Origin of the sequence: Paenibacillus sp. FSL k6-2145 (assembly GCF_037976585.1) — a bacterium.
Taxonomy (GTDB): Bacteria; Bacillota; Bacilli; order Paenibacillales; family Paenibacillaceae; genus Paenibacillus.
Genome location: NZ_CP150267.1, coordinates 5,015,479 through 5,039,027 on the forward strand (window position 1 = coordinate 5,015,479; position 23,549 = coordinate 5,039,027).

Sequence of the window (23,549 nt, forward strand, 5' to 3'; positions counted from 1 at the left end):
GACACCGGACTCTTCGCTCGGTGTCTGTTGACTTTTCTATCTCTGGCACAGTACTATTTTGTTAGATACAGAATGTATCATTACATAGTTTCTCAAGCAGTTAGAAGGATGGAGTTACAGAAATGTCAGGCCGGTGCCTGAGAGGGAGGACATATCATGAGTATCACGATGTCTCGTGGACAAGCTTACATTCAGCGTCTGAATGATGAGCGGAATGTATGGCTGGACGGAGAGCGTATCCAGGTAACTGGGCATCAGGCCTTTCAGGGAACACTTCAAACCATAGAAGGATTGTTCAATCTGGTGGATGACCCGGAGACAAGGGAAACCGTGGCCTATTGGGACGAACAGACGGGAAGTTACGTGCATCGCTCTTTTCTTGTGCCTCGTTCACTTCCTGACGTAAACAGCAGGGCGGATGCTTTTCGGCTGTGGGCCGATCGGACGTATGGGGTGATGAGCCGATTGTCTGATTATGCCCGATCCAGGCTGACCGGTTGGTATGCAACACGACATGAGATGACAGCGCATGACCCGGCATTTGCAGACAAAATATCGGATTATTTTGCACAAGCCAAACGAAAAGATGCATTCCTGACAATTGTCCAGCGGGACCCACAGATTAATCGTTCCTTGCCTGTTGGAGAAGATGAGGATGCCATGCTGCGAATTGTCAAAAGGAATACAGAGGGCGTTGTGATCCGCGGGGCCAAAATGGTGGCAACAGCAGCGCCTTATGCCGATGATATCATTGCTTATCCCGTTCAACGAATTCCAGGCCACCTGCCAGAGCTGGCCCATATGGTAATTGTAGCCGCGGACAGTCCGGGCTTGCACATGATGTGTCGTGAATCTTTTGCCACAAAAGATACAGATAAATCACATCCACTCAGTGCGCAGTATGATGAGATGGATGCTGTATTATTTTTTGACGATGTATTTGTGCCCTGGGAACGTGTATTACTGCACAATAACCCTGAAGCCGTATGGCAGATTCGCTGCAATACAGCTTCGGCCAGTCTGGCCTACCATCAGAGTGTCATTCGATTACACTCGAAACTGGAGTTTATTACAGCCGTGACCTCATCCATTGCCAAGGAGATTGGGGTGGACTCTTTCCTGAATGTGCAGGAACAACTTGGAGAGCTGATCAGTCAGATGCAGACTATCGAGGGACTGATTACTGCTGCTGAAGCACAGTCCAAACCAGACACATTTGGCAACTGGTTGCCGGAATTCAAATATATTGAAACCGCACGTAATCTGGGCAATCGCTATTATCCCCGCGCGGTTGAGATTTTGAAGACCATTGCTGCGGGTGGTCTGATTCAGATTCCTTCAGGTACGTTTGAAATAAATGAAATGATGGGTTCTATGGTAGGCAAATATCTTGGTGGAGTAACGATGCAAGCCCCGGAGAAGATTCGTCTCTTTCAACTCGCATGGGAGCTGACTGGAAGTCCACTCGGAGCAAGGCATGATCTATATGAACGTTTCTACGCGGGTGATCCCGTGCGCAATCGGGTGAACCAATATGTGCAGTATGACAAGGAACGTTTATTGGGAAAAGTTGAACCGTGGCTTCGTTCGCTTAAGGACTGATCTGATAATCTAATACAAATGGTCCGAATGAAGATTGAAAAGCCTGAATGAAGAACGCAAAGCTTGAATGTAGGCTGAAAACAGCCCTATTTTAGTTGATGCCTTGGCTTGCGCCAGGGCTCTATTTCTATTTATTTAGATTATCTTTAGAAATGATTTAGGTTGAATTAAGGGACGTAGTATATAGTATTAATGTAGAGATAGGCATAGAGTATAGGAAATGAGAGGAATAACATGAGATACACCGTATTAATTGCAGATGACGAACCAGAAATTGTGGAACTGCTTCAGCTCTATCTGGAGAAGGACTATACGATTAAGACTGCGGTGAATGGAGCCGAGGCGTTACAATGTATACGTTCAACACAAATCGATCTGGTCATACTGGACATCATGATGCCTGTAATGGATGGATTGCAGTTGATCAAACAGATCAGATCCACACATAACATGCCTGTTCTGTTCCTATCCGCTAAAAGTCAGGATCACGATAAAATCCTTGGGCTTGGACTTGGGGCAGACGATTATATAGCGAAGCCGTTCAACCCGCTTGAGATTGTCGCCAGAGTAGAGGCGTTGCTCAGAAGAGTCAATCAATTTGATGCAGCGGAGATCCCCGCAGCGAAAGAACAGAATCTGGTATTAGGTGATCTGACCCTGGATCGATCCCAATGTATCCTTTTTCGTTCAGGAAATCCTGTAACATTGACCTCTACAGAGTATAAAATTATGGAATTGTTGCTTGATCAACCTGGCCGAGTGTTCACCCGTAAAAAAATATACGAAGCCGTCTGGGGCGACTATTATGCGCACGAGGACAGCACGATTATGGTACATATCAGCAACATTCGGGAGAAGATCGAGCGTGACTCCAGACAACCGGAATATCTCAAAACGATAAGGGGACTGGGATACAAAATTGAAGCGCCCATGGAAAGCTAGAGAAAAGCGACTGTTGCAGACATCCCTGACACTGGATTTCTTGCTGTTCAACTTCTTTTTGTTGTTACTGGTATTAATCGTGTACCTTATGGTGTCACTGGATGTTGTGGACTTTCGCATTTCGGATCAGGTCGTTGATCCGGATCTCAATGTTGAAGCCCACGTGTATGTGGCAGAGTTGGAGAATGAATTTTACTCCGGTGGAGGTTCGGTTTCTCAAGGTAAAGACACAGAGATTCAACGTCTCAAGGACAGCGGCGGCTGGATTGAGATTCTGGATGCGAATCGCAACGTCATTCGTCATGTGGGAGAAAAGCAAGATGTGTTCACACAATACAGTGAAGCCGATCTGTATGATGGACTGGAAAATCGGAGTGACCAGGAATACTATTATTCGATCACTCCTCTCTCGACAGAAGGAGCGGCAGCGTATGTGTTGCTGAAGATCCCGCGTGATCTGGTCAGCGTAAGGATTAATGATAATCAGTTGATTACCAATCTGAAACATCCATTATCCTTTTACATTATGATTGGCATCGGTTTGGTTTTATTATTGATCTTTGTCTATAGCTATTGGGTCGCACGGAGAATCAAAAAACCACTCAGCATCCTCTCCTCGGGTCTTACGCAGATGATACAAGGAAATTATAGTACACGGATGTCGATCTCAGCCGAGAGGGAATTTGTCCAGATCGGTGAGACCTTTAACTACATGGCGGACGTCATTGAGAACACCTCTGCGGAGAAACGTTACGCTGAAGAGAGCAAACAGCGACTGATTGTAGATTTATCACATGATCTGAAGACACCGATAACATCTATACAGGGATATGCGCAGGCTTTGGTGGAAGGACGTGGAGAGGACAAGGACAGGCAGCAAAGATATCTGGGATACATCTATAACAAGTCTGTTCAAGTTGCACGCATGATACAGAATATGCTGGAGCTGCTCAAGGTGGATTCGCCCGATTTTCGCATGCATATTCAGAGAAGAGAGATTGGAGAATTCGTGCGCGAGATTATGGCAGATACCTATGGGGAGATTGAACAGAAACAGTTTGTCCTCCATGTACTTGTTCCTGATCAGGAGATCTACGCGAGGTATGATCCGGAGCTGTTATCCAGAGTCATTCAGAATCTGATCACCAATGCTCTGTCTTATAATCCACTCGGGACAGAACTGCGCGTCGAACTCATTCCGCTTCATACCCATGTGGTGATAGAGGTGGCAGATAACGGAGTGGGCATACCTCAAGAACTATGGTCAACGATCTTTGACCCGTTTGTACGAGGGGATGAGGCGCGGACAGCGACCGGAGGCACCGGACTTGGTTTGTCCATCGCACGACGTAATACGGAGAAAATGGGTGGACGGCTGATCCTTTCCCGGCGTGGGCGAGAGACCACCGTGTTTACCATTGAGATTCCAAATTAAATAAGAGAAGAAATGTCCATGTGGAGGGAAATATTTTGTTCAAAGTAAATACGTTTGTCCGGTTCAGTATTGCACTGGCGCTGATATTGGTTAATATCTATTTATTATCACGTGTGAGCTTCATCTTTCAGCCGCTCGTCACCATGATCACGGTCATTACCGTGCCGATGATGTTGTCGGTGTTCTTTTATTATCTGCTCAGACCGCTTGTGAATTATATGGAGAAAAAGAAAATAAATCGCACGCTAAGTATTTTGCTAATCTACCTGGTTATTGCTATTCTGGGAGTGTTCTTCATCATTGGTTTATGGCCATCGTTACGTGAGCAACTGATCAATCTGGTTGATAACGCACCAAGTCTAATTAATTCATTAAGTGAACAGCTGAGAGAGCTGGAGCAAAATGGTGCCATTCAGGCCTTGTTCCCTGAGGGCTCGACACCTTTCTCCCAGATCACGGAGTATATCAACAAAGGATTTAACTTTGTAACCAACTATGTAAGTGGATTCTTCTCACTCGTTTCCAGTTTTGCGATCATCTTGTTTACACTACCGATCCTTTTGTTCTATATGCTGTTACAAGGCGAGAAATTTGGTCGTAAACTGGCACATATCGCTCCAAAACGTTTCCAAAATGACAGCCGTGAAGTTGTACTTGAGATTGATCAGGCGCTGAGTGGTTTTATTGTAGGTCGAGTCTTGGTAAATCTGGCGCTGGGTGTACTGATGTATATCGGTTTCCTGATCATTGGACTGCCGTACGCATTACTGCTCACGGTAATCGCGGTCATCATGAACTTTGTTCCATTTATCGGAGCGATTGTGTCGTCCGTGCCTATTGTGATCATGGGTCTCGTGGTATCACCATCGGTTGCCATCTGGTCTCTGATTATTATTCTCGTCGCTCAGCAGATTCAGGACAACCTGGTTGCACCGTACGTATTCGGCAAAAAGCTGGATATTCACCCGTTAACGACGATTATTCTGGTCTTGGGTGCAGGGGACCTGGGTGGAATTATTGCCATCCTGATTATTATCCCAGTTTATATGATCGTTAAAATTCTTCTGGTTCGAATCTATAACATGTTCTTCAAGGACAAATGGCAGAATGCATAGAATTTAAATTATTCGAAGGAGTGGAGCACATGTCTGAAATTATCGAAAAACAATACAATGAACCTGAATATATCGCACCTCAATCTGTTCAAATGGGTACCATTCACATCTCGAACGATGTGTTATCCAAGATCGTGGGGATGGCCGCTCAATCAACGGCTGGCGTATCCTCCATGTCGGTTGGACTGACTGAAGGGATTGCCAAGAGTATCAGCGGCAAGAGCCTGCAAAAAGGGATTGACGTACATGTCAAAGACGATCAGGCAACCATCCAGCTGCGCATCAACATTCAATATGGCAACAAGATGCACGAGGTCTGCCGTGAACTTCAACATAATGTTCAACAGGCTGTTGAACAATTAGCAGGCGTCATGGTCGATGAAATCAAAGTGCAAGTTGTTGGCATATCCATGCCGGAGACGGTATAAACCAATGAAAAGAATGTAAGGAATAACGATAGTAAGGTTAAGCGATTAACAAAAACAGCACCTTCCCAATTAACAACTTAACTGGGAGGGTGCTGTTTTATGTTTGCGGTAGTAGGTGGGCGCTTCACCCATCACTTTTTTGAACATTTTGGAGAAAAGCAATTGATCCGTATAGCCCACAGAACGGGCAATATCACCAATGGTCAGACCGGGATCAAGCGTCAGTTCGGCTGCCCTGCGCATCCGATAATGAACCAGATACGACTGGATGCTGCTTCCCATCTTGTCCTTGAAGAGAGAGCACAGGTAACTGCGCTGCAAACCGACATGGGCCGCGATGGATTGAACGGTAATGGCATTGGCATAGTTCATTTCAATGAAGTCGATTACCTGCGTTACATACGTTTCCTTCGAATAATCCGGCATGGGTTGAAGATGATCTGAATTAGCCTGATCAATTAAAATGGAGAAGAATTGATATAGCAAACCAGTCATGCTAATCTCCCAGCCTTTGTGGGTATTGCGAGAATTGATCATTCGGTGCAGGCAGGATCGCATCTCGTCATCCTCATTACCCAGCTCAAAAATCGGGTGATGCTCGGACAGACAGGCCTGCTGTAAAAAGGAAGAACTATTGCTGCCTTGAAAAGCAACCCAGCTGTATTCCCATGGATCATCCTGATCTGCTTCGTAATGCACGACGGAATGCGGAACAATCAGAAAACCTTGACCTTTGTGCAGGGTATGCGTTTTGCCACCAACTTCGAAGGTGCCTTTGCCATTCAAAATATAATGAATTTTATAATAGTCTCGCATGGCAGGGCCAAAGTGGTGACCAGGTGTACAGGCTTCCGTGCCATAATGAAGGAGCTGAAGCTCCTGAAAATGATTGTTCTTGAACATATACGTAATCAAGGGTATTCACTCCTGTACGATTTCGTCTCATCTTGCATTTTAACATATTAATTAGTGTGAAAGATGAATAATTTAAGACTAGTTTATATAGATAACAATCATTATTACATATGTTCAAAGTGAAATGCCATATCGTTTTTCCAGGAAAATGTCTAAGATGAAAAGGAATTCAACAAACCTTACAGGAAAGTGAGAATTAACGATGCCCTATACTGCGAGTGAACAACGATATGATGAGATGAAATATGTACGTTCCGGCAAATCCGGAATCAGACTGCCGCAAATTGCGCTGGGTTTATGGCAGAACTTTGGTGGCAACCGCACATTGGATATTCAGGAAGAAATGATTTTACGTGCCTTTGACCTCGGAATTAATCATTTCGATCTGGCGAATAACTATGGTCCACCTCCAGGATCAGCGGAAGAGAACTTTGGTGTGATTTACAAAAAACATCTGCGTCCTTACCGGGATGAACTGCTCATTTCGTCGAAGGCAGGTTACCATATGTGGAGTGGACCTTACGGCGAATGGGGTTCCCGCAAAAACCTGATTGCCAGTCTGGATCAAAGTCTTGGTCGGATGGGGCTGGACTATGTGGACATTTTCTATCATCACCGTCCAGATCCGGATACACCGTTGGAAGAAACGATGACGGCACTGGATCACATCGTGCGGCAAGGTAAAGCTCTGTATGTGGGCTTGTCCAATTATAATGCAGAACAGACGCAAGAAGCGGTAACCATTCTCCGTCGTCTGGGTACGCCGTGTCTGGTTCATCAGCCAAACTACTCGATGCTGAATCGCTGGATTGAAGACGGTTTGCAAGACGTACTTGATGAGCAGGGCGTAGGTTCCATTGCGTTCTGTCCACTCGGCCGCGGTCAGTTGACGAATAAATATGTCGATAAGATCAAGGAAGAACGCGCCAATCCAACAGGCAATTTGAAAAAAGAAGCATACACGGACGAACGGATTGCCAAGTTCGATGCGCTTCAGGCAGTTGCCGAGCGAAGAGGGCAGACGATCTCCCAACTGGCTCTGAACTGGATCTTGCGCGGTAACCGTGTAACCTCAGCACTGATTGGTGCAAGCCGTGTGTCCCAGATTGAAGAAAACGTGGCTGCCCTCCAGGCAGCGGATCTGACAACGGAAGAGTTGAATGAGATCGAAAGTATTTTGGACGGAATGGGTAATTATCCGTGGTAACATACACAGTATAGCTGTGTGAAAATTATAGTTAGGTAAAATTAATTTAATATAAATTAAGAATGAAATGGCGCCTACCTGATTATCAGGAGGGCGCCATTTTGTATATGTCATTTTCTTTATAGGATAAGATCTATTATAATAGTTCATTAATTGACCTATGTTTATTTTTTTGGAATGAGCCTAGTTCATAGCACCTGGTCCTAGGATTTAGGGTATAATATATAGAAGCTATACATTTGAACTACGAAGGAGAGGCTCCATTTGAACTTTGAACAGTGGATTTCGCCTGAAAGCTATAACCTGACATCCGAGATGGAGAATCATCCATCAGACCGGATTGCACTTAGATGGCTCAGCGATCAACGAGAATTGGAAGAGATCACGTATGGTGATTTGTTCAAGCAGGCGAATCGTCTTGCTGGTGGCTTGCGTGAACTTGGACTGGAGAAAGGTGACCGGGTGTTGGTCATGGTACCACGCCGTATTATTGCCTATGTCATTTACATTGCTTGTCTGAAATTGGGGATTGCCGTTATTCCTTCCTCCGAGATGTTACGGGCCAAAGATCTGGAGTATCGTCTGCGTCACTCTGAGGCGCGGGCTGTTATTGTATGGTCCGAGACGACCTCGGAAGTGGAAAAGATGGACGCGGATCTGCCATCACTGGCACATCGAATTGTGGCATCACCTAATGGCGAAGTTGGCGTACCTGCTGAAGGCTGGGTTAATGTGCATGAGTTAATGCAGAATCAACCCGATGAGATGGCTGCGGTGGAAACACACCGTGATGATACAGCTATTCTTGCTTATACTTCGGGCACAACTGGTAATCCCAAAGGAGTTGTACATAGCCACGGTTGGGGATATGCTCACCTGCGAATCGCTTCTTCATTATGGCTGGATATTCAACCTTCAGATACCGTGTGGGCAACGGCTGCACCTGGCTGGCAAAAATGGATCTGGAGCCCGTTCCTGTCGGTACTCGGAAGAGGCGCGACTGGCCTGGTCTACAATGGATCATTCCAGCCCAAGCGTTATCTGGAACTGATGCAGGAACATCAGATTAATGTCCTTTGCTGTACACCAACGGAATATCGGTTGATGGCCAAAGCCGATGATCTTGGACATTATGACCTGTCCCATCTGCGCAGTGCTGTTTCAGCGGGCGAACCGCTCAATCAGGAAGTCATTGAAATCTTCCAACGTCACTTCGATCTGACTATTCGAGACGGATATGGACAGACCGAGAGCACGTTGTTAATCGGCAGTCTCAAGGATGCGCCTGTACGCATTGGCTCTATGGGTCAGTCGATTACACCTGGATTGATTGAAATTATTGACGAAGAGGGACAACCTGTTCCTGCGGGTGAAGTAGGAGATATCGCGGTACACAAAGAGATGCCAGCTTTGTTCAAGTCCTATTATCAGGATGAGGGACGGAAGGAAGCGAGTCAGCGTGGCGATTATTTTGTAACAGGGGACCGTGCACGTAAAGACGAAGAAGGTTACTTCTGGTTTGAAGGCCGCAGTGACGATATCATCATCAGTTCGGGTTACACCATTGGACCATTCGAAGTGGAAGAAGCACTCATGAAACACGCCAGTGTGAAGGAATGCGCGGTGGTTGCAAGTCCGGATGAGATCCGTGGCAATGTGGTGAAAGCATTTGTCGTACTGCGAGATGTTTCGCTGGCTTCACCAGAACTGATGCGTGAATTGCAGCACCACGTCAAAGAAATCACAGCACCTTACAAATATCCACGTAAGATCGAATTTGTTACGGATCTGCCAAAGACCAACTCTGGTAAAATCCGCCGGATTGAGTTACGTGAACAAGAAAAACGAAATGTATAGATCATTTTGTATAGATGAAATTTTGCAAATTGATCATGCGTAGTGAAAGAGAAGGAATCGATTCTGAAGAAGCGATAGCGTTCGTATTTGTCTCCTAATTTTAACCTTTGAAAAATACGATGAAGAAAATTTGGAGACAACGACGATCTAAAGTACGATCCTTCGCTGTAACGGCCACTCAACAGATCCCAAGTCATTGCAAACCGATGCTACTAATATATGAAACGGAGTGAACACAACCATGAGTCAATTTGAACAAACCTTTGAAAAGTCATTGGAACAATACGCAGAACTAGTTGTTAAAGTTGGCGTGAATATTCAAAAAGGACAGGATCTGCTCGTCACTGCTCCCATCGAAACGCTTGAATTCACACGTCTGATTGTGCAAAAAGCCTATGCGGCTGGTGCAAACTATGTACAAGTGGACTTCGATGACGACAACATTACCCGCAGTCGTTTTGAACATGGTTCCAATGACAGCTTTGACTATTATCCAGCGTGGAAAGCGGATATGATGGAGAAGTTTGCAGAAGCAGGCGGCGCTACCCTGACGATCAAAGTTCCAGATCCTGAACTGTATAACGGAATTGACTCCGATAGTGTTTCCCGTGCTACTAAGGCAGCTGCACATGCACGTCGGGGATATGCTAAGTATACACGTAATCATGAAATTAGCTGGTGTCTGATCAAAGCACCGACCAAGGCTTGGGCGAACAAAGTGTTTGCCGACATCCCGGAAGAAGACCGAATCGACGTGATGTGGGAAACCATCTTCAAAATGAACCGTGTAGATGGCGGAGACGCCGTACAAAATTGGAGAGAACATCTGGATACCCTGAATACCATGAGTGATCTCCTGAATAAAAAGAACTATAAGAGCCTGCATTACCGTGCGCCAGGTACAGACCTGAAAATTGAATTGGTCCACAACCACATCTGGGGTGGCGGTGGTAGCGAAAATAAACAAGGTGTATACACGGTCGCAAATATGCCAACTGAAGAAGTATTCACCATGCCTAAGCGCAGTGGAGTGAATGGTTATGTTAGCAGCACCATGCCTCTGAATCTAAACGGGCAACTGGTAGACCAGATGAGAATCACATTCAAGGATGGACAAGTTGTAGCTTTTACGGCAGCATCCGGTGAAGAGCATCTGAAGAATCTGTTTGCCACCGATGAAGGAGCACGTTATCTGGGTGAGGTCGCACTCGTACCGCATGACTCCCCAATCTCCAACCTGAATCGCATTTTCTACAATACGGGTATTGACGAAAATGCATCCTGTCACTTGGCTGTGGGAAGTGCATATCCATTCAACATGAAAGATGGCACAACGATGTCGAACGAAGAGTTGCTGAAGCATGAGTGCAATGTGAGCTTGACCCACGTTGATTTCATGATCGGTTCCGCAGAGCTGGATATCGATGGTGAGTTACAGGATGGTACAATCGAGCCGGTATTCCGTAAAGGCAACTGGGCATTTTAATTTCTAATCTAGTTATCTAAGTTGAACTAAAGATTATTTACACTGACACTACGATGACAGAATAACCTTCCAATCGCTGTTATCCCCAGATTTTTTTGATTCCCTTTTCTCAAGGGAAAAATCCGGGGATAGCATATGCTTCCGATGCAGCTTTCTTTCAGAAAGCTTTTAGGCGAACGCTTCGCTTTTTCAGGTTTTTTCTGTCCTCTCCGTTATCGTGTAAATGATTAGTTCAACTTAAATAGTAAAAGTAATAGTATTAAACAAGAAAGTGACTTCAATCTGAAGTCACTTTTTTTTGTTTCCTCGTAACGTGGATTACACGGGTCTTACAGGCACACATATTTCGCAATAATGCTGATTGAGCAGTGCCCAACGATATCGTTCTATAACCGGTTTGTTGTCCATCCGATAACCACTTGTTTGTAAATGAGGGATGATCACATTCCATGCCTGCTGAATAGCTTCTGCCGTATGTCTCACCTTACAGATGAGATAATCTCCGCCTAATAACTCGCCAATCTCAATAGAATCATCTTCCAGACGTTCAGATTCAGTGATAACAATACAGGCATCATATCTACATTTTTCGGGCGGTGTGGTAGTTGGGTCATCTTGGGGTATGCCCAGTAATGTTGCTGATTCATGAAGCAATTGGTTTTTGTCTGCCCATTGTTTCAGCGTATTCATCGCTTGAGCATTGGCTGGACCGTAAGGACCAACCTGTCGAACATAGGCGAGACGATATGACGGGAGGTTTTCGATATACATTTCCATGAAAATCTTCCTCTCTGTACGATTTCTCTTACATGTTGGATGCTAACATGGTATAAAAGAATTTGCTTAAGTAATTGTTGAATCCCGGCGACGAAACTCATAGAATAGGGATAATATGTTGGAAGACTGTTCCATAGAGCAAAACGAGAGGGGGAGGCGTTAGACATGGATATTACTTATGCCTTCACGGATGAACGTTTCAGGCAAGTTGTGTTGGATCGTTTTTGTGATCAGCGGGATTTCATTCAGGAGAGTGACGTTTGTGAGGTTGAGATATTGCAACTTTCCAATCACAATATTAGCAATCTTGATGGAATCGAGTATTTCAGGGGTCTTCAAGAGCTGGATTGTGCCTATAATCAATTGACCGGTCTGGATCTTACTCAGAATCACAAGCTGAGGACGTTACGTTGCAGAGAGAATCAGCTTCTTACACTGGACCTCCGTTCCAATTCGGAATTGCAAGTGCTGGATTGCAGTTTTAATCGACTTCGAAAATTAGATCTTTCTTATAATTCCAAACTTATAACGGTGGAGTGTCATTGGAATATGTTGTCGGAGCTGGCTTCGGAGCACCTTGAGCAGTTGGAGGAACTTAGTTGCAGTTATAACGCTCTTTTCTCACTTGAACTTGAACAGAATAAGCAACTGCGGCGACTTGATTGCGCCAACAATTACATGCTGGAACTTGATGTAACAGGTTGTCCAAACTTGATTGAACTTCGCTGTAATCACAATCATATCAAACAGTTGGATTTTCGTTCAAATATGGTTTTAGAAAGTGTCCGTTGTTTTAACAACCATATAAGGGAGCTGGATATTCGCCATAACGTACAACTAAGAGAGTTGTACTGTTCCGAGAACAAATTAATCAAGTTGGATTATAGCGCTAATCCCAAGCTGGAGAGACTGCAATATGCAGACAATCTGATTTTTGAATCCGATCATGAAGTTCAGGGGATGGGTGTGTTTCAGTATGACGCATCGATGTCCAACTATCAGATGCACTTACATATTCAGGATAAAGAACTGGTAGTCACTGCACAGGTTTCAACCAAGATAGAGATGGAAGCCCTATCCCCATATATGGAAAAGACGTGGAAACGGTGGGACATGCTTGGTGAGCAGGCGCTTAAAACTATTGCCGAGGCTCATCCGGACGAAGATATCAATGAATTGATTTTGGCTGATGTAGAATTTCAGGGAGATCAATATTTCCGATTGGGTTATGATGCGGGGGATACACCTGCTGGTCGACTATACATATATGCGGAGTTTGACGATGAATTTCACATGTTGGATACGTTGATCTATGAAACATATTAAAGCCACGAGATCGTGGCTTTTTTGCTGTGTCATTTAACTACTTTTATGTTATTCAGCGTGCATTTTGTTGAAGCTAACATATTCGTTAATCGGTTTACGGTAACCGCGTGGGCGCTGTTTGGCTTCCGACTTTTTGCCAATGGTGATCAGCATAACCGGTACGTAATGGTTAGGGATTTCCAAACTCTGTTGCAGTTCTTCCGAGTCAAAACCAATCATTGGACAAGTGTCCCAACCGCGATCCTGAGCGATCAACATCAATTGCATGGCAGACAGGCTGGCATTGCGAATCGCATCCTCACGTTGGAAGAATCTGCCCCGAGATTCGTAAAATTCAGTGACACTTTGGGATTCCTGCTCGTATTGGAAAGGAGTGAGTGCGCCCAGGTTCAACAAGCCTTCGTTAATAGTTCGGATATGATGATGCGCGTTGACGTCGCCCAATACCACGATGACCGCAGAAGCTGTTTTTACCTTATATTGCTGGGAAGCTTCATAGACTTTCTCTTTCTGTTCCTCGTCTTTAATCACTAGATAGTGCGTGTGTTGCAGGTTAAAGGCAGATGGTGCAAATTTGTTCAGGGCAAACATTTCTTGCAGTTCCGAATCCGAAATTTCAATTCCTTCTTCAAAAATAACGGCCGATCTACGGTTTTTGACTAGATTCTCCAACTCACTCATGGTAGTTTCCCTCGCTTATGTATGATTTATAAACTGACTATAACACACTTAGTTACTTTATGTAAGTATTATTTTAGAATAAGACAAGGATTGTCTGCCATACGCTAAAATAAAACATTAGAGGTGATTCATGAAAGCATTGATCGCAAGGTATATGGGAGGACATGACCCTCATGAATTTCGGGTATATGTGATCCAATCATCGACGTTAAAACGTTTTGTAGTCGTGGAGATTATTCTAGGCCCTATCGTGTACAATGTCGCACTTTATTTGTGCCATAATGCAATACTTGCTGGAGTAGGCTCTTGGGCTGGAACAGAAGGTCTGAAGAGACTGCCACTGGTCTTTAGAAGAATCGTTGGGACATGATGAAGTGGGTAAATGAAAGACTGAAGCAGAAGAGGGCCAGTTGCGGCCCCATCTTCTCCTTCAGCCATGTTATCTATAGTCACGCATCTTTTATCTGATCTAATAACTGTCGAAGCTTTGGGTTCAAACCTGCCTTATTTGGTACGTTCCAAATACTGCTCGAGCGTAAGTTTCTGGTTGGTAATCTCACCAGCAATATATACCCCTACATAACGTACATGCCATGGCTCATAGGAGTAACCAGTCAATTTCTCCTGATCTTTGCCATAACGGATGATGAATCCGTACTTGTGGGCATTGGCTTTCAGCCATTTGCCTTCTTTGGTGTTGCCGAAGCTTTGTTGAAGATCATAACCAGCCGAAGCGCTGGAGATATCCATGGCTAGACCAGTCTGATGTTCGCTTTGTCCTGGCCGAGCACTTGTTTTATTGGCAACAGCTTCACCTTTGATGCTGGCATTACGGTCAAAGATCGATTTCTGTGTCGCATAAGAGCGATAGCCAGACACCGCTTTGATATCAATGCCGTCTTTTTTGGCAGCGGCAAATAATTTTTCAATAGCGGTTGCAGCTACTTTACGCATTTGTTTCTTCGGACTGGAACCTGAGAAGCTAAAAGGAATATTAGGTACAACCAAATCTTGTGGTGCATAAGTTGAAGGCAGATTTCTCTTTTTATTGACAAGTACAACTGTGCTGGACACATTGGTCACGGTTGCCACATTTTTAATCGTTTTGATCGTGCGACCAGGTGCATTATCATGCAGAAATTGAGTGAAGCTGGAGCTTGCCGCAGTCGCGACGGAATTCAGGCTTGAAGTGATGGGAAACGTAGTAAATGCAGAACCTGCTACAACAGAGCCTACGAGAATTGTAGATATGATGGATTTACGAGTAAAAGATTTCATGATGTGTGTTCCTCCTCGGAATATATGAATCTATATACCGAGTATACTAGAGGATTATATCCATAGGTTCTCCAATTGTTTCCGAGTTGTAAACAAAGTTTGCTATAAAATCTAACTAGAGGGTATTTACCGTGCCACTTCGATGACAGAACAACCTTCCGATCGCTGTTATCCCCAGATTTTTTGATTCAATTTTATAATGGTGAAAATCTTAGGATAAAGGCGAACACTTCGTTTCTTCAGGTTTTTTCTGTCCTCTCCGTTTCGTGCAAATGTTTAGTTCATCTTTTATAGAGTCTTTTTTGCAACGCTGATAGAGGCATATAAAGAAAAGAACGTTAAAAAAACCGTTGCATTAGATGCAACGGCTTTTGATGTGAAGAGAGATACTACTAGATTACTTCAAGTATGCTGGAGACTGTATTACAACATGCAGGCGTCAGATCCACCGGAGCTTCCCGCTGTTACTGCACGGGTGTCACGAACGCGAACGTTGGCGCTGAGCACACCAGAATCACTGCTTAATTTGAAAGAAGGATAATTTTCTTCCGTATCCAGCTTCATGTGTTGTTCTAGGTTCAGCTGCTGCTTCGGATCAACATAGAACGGAACCAGATTGGTTTCAATCTGCGCGTCGAGAGCCGAAAGTTCATCAACAATGATAATAGCGATAACTCCGTTACATCCGCAACCTTCCAAGTCATAGATCACTTTGAAATATCCGGGTTGGTCATTAAGGCTTTCCGTCAATCGTTTTGCAGCCAAATCTGTAATTTGAATATACATATAGGTACACTCCTTTATATGTGGTCATGGTTGTAAGTGGTAAAAGAATTCATTCAGCTTCTATTCACATTATACCACTTTGGCAAAAATCAAAGCATTTATTTTCTTGACTGATCAGTCTGGAAAAGGTATTCTTTAGTTAATGAATAGGGAGGTGAGGTCTGCAATTGGGAAGAGCCAAGGAGTTTGACACGGAGACTGTGCTAAGAAAAGCAACGTCTGTATTTGGAGCGTACGGTTATGAAGGTACATCTCTGAGCTTACTGCTGAGTGAACTTGGCATTGCGCGGCAAAGCCTGTATGACACCTACGGAACTAAACATGATTTATTTGTCTCTGCTCTTAAATTCTATATTCAGCAGAAGACAGAGGCGGGGATCAAACTATTAAACGAATGCACAAGTGTGAGGCAAGGCGTGACAGAGTTGTTCAACGAAGCGGTTAACGTGTTGACCGACAACGAACGTCGTAATGAATGTTTCATCATTAATAGCGCGGTTGAACAGGCACCACAAAATCACGAAATCGCGGCCTTTATTCAAACCACTAACCAACAAATGGAAGATGTTTTTCATACTGCGCTGTTACGAGGCCAGAGGAGTGGCGAACTGAGGCACGCAGAGGAAGAATTGCCCGGGCTTGCCCGTTTTCTGAATTATTCCCGACTCTCATTGACCTTTACGGCGAAAAGTGGTGCAAGCGCAGAAGCCCTGCGAGATTTTGTACAGATGACCCTAAGGGCTATGGATTAATGTTTTACATGATTTGAGTAAGGATTCTTTATCTTTTTTTGAAAATGAACGCTTAGGGCGTTTATTTTTTGACTATTATAGACCGATTGGTCTGGAAAAAGAACGCGAAACAAACTGAAGGAGGAAATAAGGATGACACAATCTCAGCAGTTGGAAGCGGGCAATAGTATACCTCATCGGATCATGCATGGATTCACTAAATTGCTACTGGATGGAAAACTGGAACAATGGTTGGAGTTATATACATCTGAAGCTATCTTCGAATTCCCATATGCACCAGCAGGATATCCTCAGAAACTGGAAGGAAAAGCTGCAATTACGAATCATCTTCATAATCTACTGGGGATGATTGAAATCCAGCAGTTTTCTGAACCGGTGATCTTGGCTGATTCCACGAAACAACAGTTTGTGGCTGAATTTACTTGTAAAGGGCGTTCATTAGTTACAGGTCAGCCATACAACCAAACTTACATCTCTGTAGTGAGCCACTCTAATGGGAAAATTACACATTATAAAGACTATTGGAATCCAATGGTCGTACTCAAATCGGACTTAGGAGGTAACAAGCATGATCAAAGATAAACCGTTGACACTTATTACAGGGGCTAATGGTAAGACAGGAAGCCGTGTTGCGGCCATACTTCAAAAGCATCATTATCCGGTGCGTTTGGCAGGAAGAACTAAACCATCTCTTTCTGGCTCTGATGATAACTGTGTCTATTTTGATTGGTATGATTCCGAGACATATGCTCCGGCGCTGAAAAATGTGAATCAAGTGTATCTTGTCGTGCCAGTCATGGACATGACCCCAGAAGACGTCATGATTCCGTTCATCAAGGAAGCATTGTGGAGTGGGATTAAGCGATTTGTCTTGCTTGGCAGTGCTTCAATTGATGAAGATGGTCCTATTTTTGGCAAAGTACATCAGTATTTAAAAGCCCATGCTCCTGAGTGGACTGTATTGCAGCCATCCTATTTTATGGAGAACTTTACGGAGGGACCGCATCGGGAGACGACGAAACAACTCGGGAAAATATACAGTGCTACGGGTGACGGGAAAATTGGATTTGTTAGTGCAGATGATATCGCGGCAGTTGCGTTCCGTGCTCTGACAGATGTTGTTCCTCATAATACGGAGCATATCATTACAGGGCCGGAGTCGTTGTCCTATGGACAGGTTGCAGACGTCTTGAGCCGTGTATTGGGTCAGTCCATCCAGCATGGATCTTTGTCCGACAATGAATTGAGGAACAGCATGATTTGCGCAGGAATGTCAGAAGAATACGCTGCTGCCCTCGCAGGACTGGATGTGCCTATCCGGGAGGAGGGGAGAGAAGATCAAACGACAGATACGGTGACAAAAATAACGGGGAATAACCCGATTTCATTCGAGCAATTTATTCAAAATCATATGGAAGTATGGAAATAATGGAAGAAATATTTTCATATCATGAGAAGACGGTGCCTAGTGCCCGTCTTTTTGCATGTCTACCAGCTTGTTGACATCGTTGATTCAAATATGGATCTCTCCCTAACCAGGGACACCACGGAAAAGCAGTGATTATACGAACACACTTTTGGGGAAATAGATGAGGATGAATGTTAGGGCGTGTCTGAGACACGCCCTAGATAAAGGGGCGAAGAGAGCGAATGATTCAGTTCGAAAATGTATCGAAACAATATCCTGATGGAACAACGGCTTTACGTCAGGTTAACCTCAACATTAACAAGGGAGAACTGTTTGTCATGATTGGTCCGAGTGGATGTGGCAAAACCACCATGCTCAAAATGATCAATCGCCTGATTGAGCGAACAGATGGAAAAGTGCGCATTAATGAACGCCCAATCGATGAATACAACATTCACGAATTGCGCTGGAATATCGGATATGTGCTGCAACAGATTGCACTATTCCCGCATATGACAATTGCCGAAAATATTGCGGTTGTTCCTGAACTGCGAAGATGGAAGTCAGATCAAATCAAGGAGCGTGTACATACGTTACTGGACATGGTGGGTTTGCACGGAGAAACGTACAGTGAGCGTAAACCGTCCGAGTTATCCGGAGGACAACAGCAGAGAATTGGTGTGTTGCGTGCACTCGCTGCTGATCCCGAGATAGTTTTGATGGATGAACCGTTTAGTGCACTCGATCCGATGAGTCGGGAGAAATTGCAGGACGATATTCTGGATATCCAGCGTCAGATGAAAAAAACAATTGTGTTTGTCACTCATGATATTCAGGAAGCGATGAAGCTGGGCGATCGCATCTGCATTATGAAGGATGGAGAAATATTGCAGGTAGGTACCCCGGAAGAGCTGATCCGGCAGCCAGCCGATGACTTCGTACGTGAGTTTGTTGGAGGTCCTAACACCGATACGAGTTCACAATCTGATTTTGATCTCGAATCCATCATGTCACCACTCTCACCGGGTCATGTACCAAAATCAGCCAAAACCGCCGTTCCCGTCTCCATTACGTTAACAGAATTAGTTGATATCATGGCTTCCCATGACCATCTGTTGGTTGAACGTAACCGCCAGATTATTGGCGAAATCAGTCGAGTTGATCTGATGAAGTACTGGTCTGGCCAGTTACAGGAACGAGGTGATGGACATGAGTAGATTCACGGAGGTGTTCAGCGAGCGTAAAGGCCAGTTATTGTCTGCTCTCCTGGAACATATTCAGATCTCTTTTATCGCATTGTTCTTTGCTGTCCTCATCGCTATTCCGCTTGGTATATACCTGACACGCAAACCAAGAGTGGCTGAACCCATTATCGGGGTTACGGCTGTGTTGCAAACTATCCCATCCCTGGCGCTTCTCGGATTACTCATCCCGTTATTCGGCATAGGTACACTTCCTGCAATTATTGCATTGGTGGTGTATGCGCTGCTTCCCGTACTTCGTAACACTTACACAGGCATATCCGAAGTCGATCCTTCCATGGTCGAAGCGGCGAATGCGATGGGCATGAATAGTTGGCAACGTCTAATCAAAGTGGAACTGCCACTGGCGATGCCTGTCATTATGGCCGGAATTCGGACCGCGATGGTCCTGATTGTAGGAACGGCGACACTTGCTGCTTTGATTGGCGCAGGAGGTTTGGGTGCATTAATTTTGCTGGGCATTGATCGGAACGATACGGCACTGATCATCCTTGGAGCCATTCCGGCCGCATTGCTGGCTATTTTGTTTGATGTACTATTGCGTCAATTCCAGCGGTTATCCTTCAAGAAAACATTGGTTACCTTGGGTTCGCTGGCTCTTATCGCGATACTTGTGATTACCATTCCCTTCGTGGCACGTGGTGGACAGAAGGATCTCGTGATTGCTGGCAAACTGGGAGCTGAACCGGAGATTCTAATTAACATGTATAAATTGCTGATTGAAAAAGATACAGACCTGACCGTTGAACTAAAACCCGGATTAGGCAAAACGCCATTCCTTTTCAATGCACTCAAATCAGGTGATATTGACATCTATCCCGAATTCACCGGGACAGCGATCTCCGAATTCATGAAGGAAACAGCAGTGAGTACCGATCGGACAGAGGTGTACGAACAGGCAAGAGATGGAATGCTGAGCCAGTTCAACATGGTGCTGCTGAACCCTATGGATTACAACAATACGTATACGTTGGCCGTTCCAAAGAGCATCGCAGATCAATACAATCTCAAGACCATTTCGGATCTCAAACCGGTGGAACAGCAGATGAAGGCAGGATTTACGCTGGAATTCTCGGATCGGGAAGACGGTTACCTAGGCATTCAGAAGAAGTATGGGATTGAATTTCCGAACGTTGCGACAATGGAACCGAAGCTTCGCTATGGTGCTGTTCAACGTGGCGATATCAACCTCGTAGATGCCTACTCCACAGATAGTGAGTTGAGACAATATGAACTTGTTGTGCTGGAGGATGATCAGGAGTTATTCCCGCCGTATCAAGGCGCACCGATGCTTCGTCAAGAAACGGCAGATCAATATCCACAACTGGTTGAGGTGCTGAATCAGCTTGCTGGCAAAATTACGGATGATGAGATGCGTCAGATGAACTATGACGTGAACGTAGAGGGAGCGAATCCTGAACAGGTTGCAGCAGAGTACCTTAAACAGGCTGGATTGCTGTAACTTCAGGCATCCCTGCAATAGATGTACCAAAAGGATGAGGAGGAACCATGATGACACAAGAAACTTATGACTTGATTGCGATTGGCACAGGAAGCGCGGCAAGCTCTGTAATCACCCGTTGCGCTGAAGCTGGCTGGAAAATCGCTGTAATTGATGAACGTGAGTTCGGCGGAACGTGTGCACTGCGTGGCTGTGATCCCAAGAAAGTGCTGGCTGGAGCGGCTGAGCTGATTGACTGGAATGAACGGATGCAAGGGAAAGGAATTCAGGGACAGGCGACCATCAACTGGTCTGAACTTATGGCCTTTAAACGCACCTTTACCGAAAGCATACCTAGAGCAAGTGAAGATCAATTCAAACAGGCCGGAATGGATACGTTCCATGGTAAAGCTTCATTTGTCGATGAAAATCATATTCAAGTGGGAGAAGAAGTGCTCCATGGCAAACACATCCTGATTGCTACCGGTGCAAGACCTGCGCCACTTGAGATTGAGGGCTCAGAGCATCTTATATATAGTGACGACTTTCTGGATCTGAAACAGCTGCCGGATCGATTAGTTCTGGTAGGCGGTGGATACATTGCATTTGAGTTTGCGCATATTGCGGCCAGAGCCGGGACGGAAGTCCACATCCTGCATCGGAGTGAACAGCCTCTGAAGTCGTTTGATGCGGAGCTGGTAGAATGTTTGTTGCAAAAATCAAAAGAGATCGGCATTCATGTTCACTTGAACGCGGAGGTGAAGTCCATACGGCAAGAGGGGAACGCCTATGTCGTTCATGGCACACGTAATGGTGCAGATCACCAGTGGCAGTGCGGACTTGTCGTTCATGGAGCCGGGCGTGTTCCTAATGTGAATGGGCTGGAATTGGAGAGAGCCAACGTCAGCTACAGCAAAAAAGGGATTATGGTGAACGAGTACTTGCAAAGTGAAAGTAATCCGAGAGTGTATGCTGCTGGCGATGTAACTGATACAAAAGGGTTGCCTTTAACCCCGTTAGCAGGTCAGGAATCCCGGGCTGTATCGTTTAATTTGTTGGAGGGAAATCAACACAAACCTAATTATAAAGTGATGCCTTCCATTGTGTTTACTGTCCCTGCCCTTGGAGCTGTAGGTATGAGCACGGAACAAGCCAAGAAAGAGGGCTACGAGGTGCAGGTAAATGATATGTCGAAATGGTATACTTACAAGCGAACTCATGAAAAATTTGCCATGGCCAAAGTGGTGATCGATAAATCAACCGGACGTATTCTGGGTGCGCATGTGCTCGGGAGCAAAACAGAAGAATTGATCAACCTTTTTGCAATGGCGATTCAGTTCAATCTGACTATCGATCAGTTAAACACCATGAATTTTGCATATCCTACTGCTGCATCGGACCTGGGTTCTTTAATTTAGAAGTGATGAAGTGAGGATGAACTCCCCTTTGGGACGGAAGGAAGGATGAAAACAACGATGTCAACGGATTTTATTGGGCTTCATGAAGGCAAGTGGACTAAGGAACCCGTTGCTGCACGGATGGATGGGGATCGTTTCGTTGTGGAAGCTCGGGAAGGCAGTGACTTCTGGGAGAACACATTCTACGGGTTCTGTCATCGGGATGGACATGCCATGCTTGCTCCATGGGACGGAACGGAAGCGATTGAGGTATCGTTTGATCTAAGCTCATTCACCGAATTATATGATCAGGCGGGACTAATGTTATGGTACGGAGAAGACCAATGGATCAAGGCTGGAGTTGAGGTCAATGATGGCGTGGCACATGTTGGAGCCGTCGTGACGGATACGTATTCCGATTGGTCACTCTCTCCTGTGCCAGAGTGGGGTGGACGAATCGTAACAATTAGAGCCTCCTACAGTAACGAGGCCGTTGTCATTCGTGCTCGCACAGATGAGCATCCTTGGCGTACGATTCGGGTTGCACGGTTTGCCTATCCGACGAACAAACATGCAGGTCCATTTTTGTGTTCACCGAAGCGTGCAGGGTTCGAGGTAGCATTTACCAAGTGGAGATCCACGACACCCGATCAAGACTTGCATACAGATCCGCCGATTACGGATTAAAACAAGTTAAGATGCACGATAAACAATGAAACATGAATAGGTGTATCTGGCTTAGAAACGAAGACAACACAAATAAGCAAGTTTTCCATTAACGGAGGACTTGCTTATTTTTTGTGTTTAAACTTTGGACTGTGAAGAGTCTCCAGTTACTCATTTCATCATTCACCGGAGTCAGTGAGTTCTTTTCGCACATACAACAGAGTGCTTGCGAACTTTACTTGAGTTTAACGTTTATTTACTCGTGTCCGTATCCAGGGACTGGGGTTCGGTCTCTTTTTCACCCTCATCATCATTGGACTTATTGAACTCCAGCATACGCTCCTCGTAATCGTCCAGGAACCATAACGGGTCCATACTGTCTTCCTCACCGTTGTAATTGATCACGATTTCTTCGCCAGCTTTGATATCTGTATACGCGTAGAAGTCAAAGGTGTGGTTATCAAAATTGATATCATAAGTAGCGTTAGGTTCATAGGAGTGGTTAATTAGACTGCCGTAACCCAGCAGAATGGCGGTATGATTCGCCCCGTATTCGAACACGTAATCTTCCAAAATCGTTTTTTCGACATGCTCATGATCTTCATTTGGGTAAGGCACAACGGGTGCCTGATGGATAAGCGTTCCCTTGGCAATATCTACGGTAGCAAATACCCCGCGGTTAAACTCACCACCATCACTCAACTTGGATTGTTTCACTTCAATCATATTGTTCACCTGATGCTCTTCGAAGAGCTCCGTTCTATATAGTAGTAATTCGTTAAGGCAAA

General features: G+C 45.0%; 23 protein-coding genes. 17 read left to right on the plus strand and 6 right to left on the minus strand.

All coding sequences use genetic code 11. The features are described from left to right. Positions 1–156: 156 nt before the first annotated feature. The 5 genes from NZ043_RS22430 to NZ043_RS22450 all read left to right on the plus strand — a co-directional run bounded on the left by NZ043_RS22430 (position 157) and on the right by NZ043_RS22450 (position 5,522). Entirely contained in the window at positions 157–1,602 is a 1,446-nt protein-coding gene (locus tag NZ043_RS22430; RefSeq protein WP_339309268.1) for a 4-hydroxyphenylacetate 3-hydroxylase N-terminal domain-containing protein, read from the plus strand. A gap of 234 nt (positions 1,603–1,836) precedes the next feature. Beyond that, complete coding sequence (locus NZ043_RS22435) at positions 1,837–2,544, plus strand: response regulator transcription factor (protein ID WP_310334824.1); 708 nt, start codon at positions 1,837–1,839, stop codon at positions 2,542–2,544. Beyond that, entirely contained in the window at positions 2,522–3,979 is a 1,458-nt protein-coding gene (locus NZ043_RS22440) for a HAMP domain-containing sensor histidine kinase (protein ID WP_249910888.1), read from the plus strand. The genes NZ043_RS22435 and NZ043_RS22440 overlap by 23 nt, the downstream gene beginning before the upstream one ends. Positions 3,980–4,014: 35 nt before the next feature. Then, positions 4,015–5,094, plus strand: coding sequence for an AI-2E family transporter (locus NZ043_RS22445; protein WP_091031174.1), 1,080 nt, complete (start codon positions 4,015–4,017; stop codon positions 5,092–5,094). Between the two features lie 29 nt (positions 5,095–5,123). Beyond that, complete coding sequence (locus NZ043_RS22450; protein WP_047842725.1) at positions 5,124–5,522, plus strand: Asp23/Gls24 family envelope stress response protein; 399 nt, start codon at positions 5,124–5,126, stop codon at positions 5,520–5,522. 69 nt (positions 5,523–5,591) lie between these two features. Here the strand turns inward: NZ043_RS22450 and NZ043_RS22455 are convergent, their stop codons facing one another. Next, a complete protein-coding gene (locus NZ043_RS22455; RefSeq protein ID WP_289392269.1) occupies positions 5,592–6,437 on the minus strand; it encodes an AraC family transcriptional regulator in 846 nt (281 codons plus the stop codon). Between the two features lie 202 nt (positions 6,438–6,639). Here NZ043_RS22455 and NZ043_RS22460 point away from each other — a divergent pair, with 202 nt between their 5' ends. From NZ043_RS22460 to NZ043_RS22470, 3 genes are all read left to right on the plus strand, one after another. Beyond that, complete coding sequence (locus tag NZ043_RS22460; protein ID WP_091031170.1) at positions 6,640–7,644, plus strand: aldo/keto reductase; 1,005 nt, start codon at positions 6,640–6,642, stop codon at positions 7,642–7,644. A 315-nt stretch (positions 7,645–7,959) separates the two neighbouring features. Beyond that, positions 7,960–9,501 carry an acyl--CoA ligase gene (locus tag NZ043_RS22465; RefSeq protein WP_339312833.1) on the plus strand — a complete coding sequence of 514 codons (1,542 nt, stop codon included), beginning with the start codon at positions 7,960–7,962 and terminating at the stop codon, positions 9,499–9,501. A 241-nt stretch (positions 9,502–9,742) separates the two neighbouring features. Further along, on the plus strand, positions 9,743–10,987 hold the full coding sequence (locus tag NZ043_RS22470) for an aminopeptidase (RefSeq protein ID WP_289392273.1): 1,245 nt from the start codon (positions 9,743–9,745) through the stop codon (positions 10,985–10,987). Positions 10,988–11,305: 318 nt separating this feature from the next. Here NZ043_RS22470 and NZ043_RS22475 read toward each other — a convergent pair whose 3' ends face one another. Continuing rightward, a complete protein-coding gene (locus NZ043_RS22475; RefSeq protein WP_339309269.1) occupies positions 11,306–11,764 on the minus strand; it encodes a GyrI-like domain-containing protein in 459 nt (152 codons plus the stop codon). A 165-nt stretch (positions 11,765–11,929) separates the two neighbouring features. Here NZ043_RS22475 and NZ043_RS22480 point away from each other — a divergent pair, with 165 nt between their 5' ends. After that, positions 11,930–13,090, plus strand: a complete 1,161-nt coding sequence (locus tag NZ043_RS22480; RefSeq protein WP_339309270.1) for a leucine-rich repeat domain-containing protein — start codon at positions 11,930–11,932, stop codon at positions 13,088–13,090. A gap of 48 nt (positions 13,091–13,138) precedes the next feature. On the opposite strand, the gene NZ043_RS22485 is transcribed toward NZ043_RS22480, so the two are convergent. Next, positions 13,139–13,771, minus strand: coding sequence for a nitroreductase family protein (locus tag NZ043_RS22485; protein WP_339309271.1), 633 nt, complete (start codon positions 13,769–13,771; stop codon positions 13,139–13,141). Positions 13,772–13,901: 130 nt separating this feature from the next. On the opposite strand from NZ043_RS22485, the gene NZ043_RS22490 reads away from it, so the two are divergent. After that, positions 13,902–14,141, plus strand: a complete 240-nt coding sequence (locus NZ043_RS22490) for a hypothetical protein (protein WP_249910884.1) — start codon at positions 13,902–13,904, stop codon at positions 14,139–14,141. Positions 14,142–14,275: 134 nt separating this feature from the next. Here the strand turns inward: NZ043_RS22490 and NZ043_RS22495 are convergent, their stop codons facing one another. Then, positions 14,276–15,049, minus strand: a complete 774-nt coding sequence (locus NZ043_RS22495) for a M15 family metallopeptidase (RefSeq protein WP_339309272.1) — start codon at positions 15,047–15,049, stop codon at positions 14,276–14,278. 423 nt (positions 15,050–15,472) lie between these two features. Beyond that, positions 15,473–15,835, minus strand: a complete 363-nt coding sequence (locus tag NZ043_RS22500; protein WP_339309273.1) for an iron-sulfur cluster biosynthesis family protein — start codon at positions 15,833–15,835, stop codon at positions 15,473–15,475. Between the two features lie 167 nt (positions 15,836–16,002). Here NZ043_RS22500 and NZ043_RS22505 point away from each other — a divergent pair, with 167 nt between their 5' ends. The 7 genes from NZ043_RS22505 to NZ043_RS22535 all read left to right on the plus strand — a co-directional run bounded on the left by NZ043_RS22505 (position 16,003) and on the right by NZ043_RS22535 (position 22,782). Further along, complete coding sequence (locus tag NZ043_RS22505) at positions 16,003–16,587, plus strand: TetR/AcrR family transcriptional regulator (RefSeq protein WP_076327883.1); 585 nt, start codon at positions 16,003–16,005, stop codon at positions 16,585–16,587. Between the two features lie 132 nt (positions 16,588–16,719). Further along, the gene (locus tag NZ043_RS22510; protein WP_249910883.1) at positions 16,720–17,169 is read left to right on the plus strand and encodes a nuclear transport factor 2 family protein; all 450 of its coding nucleotides are present in this window, start codon (positions 16,720–16,722) and stop codon (positions 17,167–17,169) included. Then, positions 17,156–18,016: an ergot alkaloid biosynthesis protein gene (locus NZ043_RS22515; RefSeq protein WP_339309274.1), complete on the plus strand. Its 861-nt coding sequence runs from the start codon at positions 17,156–17,158 to the stop codon at positions 18,014–18,016. Before NZ043_RS22510 ends, NZ043_RS22515 begins: the two co-directional genes overlap by 14 nt. A gap of 221 nt (positions 18,017–18,237) precedes the next feature. Then, on the plus strand, positions 18,238–19,212 hold the full coding sequence (locus NZ043_RS22520) for an ABC transporter ATP-binding protein (protein WP_339309275.1): 975 nt from the start codon (positions 18,238–18,240) through the stop codon (positions 19,210–19,212). Then, positions 19,205–20,719, plus strand: coding sequence for an osmoprotectant update ABC transporter permease/substrate-binding subunit OpuFB (opuFB, locus tag NZ043_RS22525; RefSeq protein ID WP_339309276.1), 1,515 nt, complete (start codon positions 19,205–19,207; stop codon positions 20,717–20,719). Before NZ043_RS22520 ends, opuFB begins: the two co-directional genes overlap by 8 nt. Before the next feature lie 50 nt (positions 20,720–20,769). Continuing rightward, positions 20,770–22,116 carry an NAD(P)/FAD-dependent oxidoreductase gene (locus NZ043_RS22530; RefSeq protein ID WP_339312835.1) on the plus strand — a complete coding sequence of 449 codons (1,347 nt, stop codon included), beginning with the start codon at positions 20,770–20,772 and terminating at the stop codon, positions 22,114–22,116. A gap of 57 nt (positions 22,117–22,173) precedes the next feature. Then, positions 22,174–22,782 carry a DUF1349 domain-containing protein gene (locus NZ043_RS22535; RefSeq protein ID WP_249910879.1) on the plus strand — a complete coding sequence of 203 codons (609 nt, stop codon included), beginning with the start codon at positions 22,174–22,176 and terminating at the stop codon, positions 22,780–22,782. Positions 22,783–23,013: 231 nt separating this feature from the next. Here the strand turns inward: NZ043_RS22535 and NZ043_RS22540 are convergent, their stop codons facing one another. Next, entirely contained in the window at positions 23,014–23,487 is a 474-nt protein-coding gene (locus NZ043_RS22540; RefSeq protein WP_339309277.1) for an SET domain-containing protein, read from the minus strand. Between the last annotated feature and the right edge of the window lie 62 nt (positions 23,488–23,549).

What these genes read in the sequence shown, in the direction of transcription:
- NZ043_RS22430 (WP_339309268.1), top strand. Translation starts at nt 157, where the DNA reads ATGAGTATCACGATGTCTCGTGGACAAGCTTACATTCAGCGTCTGAAT.
- NZ043_RS22435 (WP_310334824.1), top strand. Translation starts at nt 1,837, where the DNA reads ATGAGATACACCGTATTAATTGCAGATGACGAACCAGAAATTGTGGAA.
- NZ043_RS22450 (WP_047842725.1), top strand. Translation starts at nt 5,124, where the DNA reads ATGTCTGAAATTATCGAAAAACAATACAATGAACCTGAATATATCGCA.
- NZ043_RS22460 (WP_091031170.1), top strand. Translation starts at nt 6,640, where the DNA reads ATGCCCTATACTGCGAGTGAACAACGATATGATGAGATGAAATATGTA.
- NZ043_RS22465 (WP_339312833.1), top strand. Translation starts at nt 7,960, where the DNA reads ATGGAGAATCATCCATCAGACCGGATTGCACTTAGATGGCTCAGCGAT.
- NZ043_RS22470 (WP_289392273.1), top strand. Translation starts at nt 9,743, where the DNA reads ATGAGTCAATTTGAACAAACCTTTGAAAAGTCATTGGAACAATACGCA.
- NZ043_RS22475 (WP_339309269.1), bottom strand. Translation starts at nt 11,764, where the DNA reads ATGGAAATGTATATCGAAAACCTCCCGTCATATCGTCTCGCCTATGTT.
- NZ043_RS22480 (WP_339309270.1), top strand. Translation starts at nt 11,930, where the DNA reads ATGGATATTACTTATGCCTTCACGGATGAACGTTTCAGGCAAGTTGTG.
- NZ043_RS22485 (WP_339309271.1), bottom strand. Translation starts at nt 13,771, where the DNA reads ATGAGTGAGTTGGAGAATCTAGTCAAAAACCGTAGATCGGCCGTTATT.
- NZ043_RS22490 (WP_249910884.1), top strand. Translation starts at nt 13,902, where the DNA reads ATGAAAGCATTGATCGCAAGGTATATGGGAGGACATGACCCTCATGAA.
- NZ043_RS22495 (WP_339309272.1), bottom strand. Translation starts at nt 15,049, where the DNA reads ATGAAATCTTTTACTCGTAAATCCATCATATCTACAATTCTCGTAGGC.
- NZ043_RS22500 (WP_339309273.1), bottom strand. Translation starts at nt 15,835, where the DNA reads ATGTATATTCAAATTACAGATTTGGCTGCAAAACGATTGACGGAAAGC.
- NZ043_RS22510 (WP_249910883.1), top strand. Translation starts at nt 16,720, where the DNA reads ATGACACAATCTCAGCAGTTGGAAGCGGGCAATAGTATACCTCATCGG.
- NZ043_RS22515 (WP_339309274.1), top strand. Translation starts at nt 17,156, where the DNA reads ATGATCAAAGATAAACCGTTGACACTTATTACAGGGGCTAATGGTAAG.
- NZ043_RS22520 (WP_339309275.1), top strand. Translation starts at nt 18,238, where the DNA reads ATGATTCAGTTCGAAAATGTATCGAAACAATATCCTGATGGAACAACG.
- opuFB (WP_339309276.1), top strand. Translation starts at nt 19,205, where the DNA reads ATGAGTAGATTCACGGAGGTGTTCAGCGAGCGTAAAGGCCAGTTATTG.
- NZ043_RS22530 (WP_339312835.1), top strand. Translation starts at nt 20,770, where the DNA reads ATGACACAAGAAACTTATGACTTGATTGCGATTGGCACAGGAAGCGCG.
- NZ043_RS22535 (WP_249910879.1), top strand. Translation starts at nt 22,174, where the DNA reads ATGTCAACGGATTTTATTGGGCTTCATGAAGGCAAGTGGACTAAGGAA.
- NZ043_RS22540 (WP_339309277.1), bottom strand. Translation starts at nt 23,487, where the DNA reads ATGATTGAAGTGAAACAATCCAAGTTGAGTGATGGTGGTGAGTTTAAC.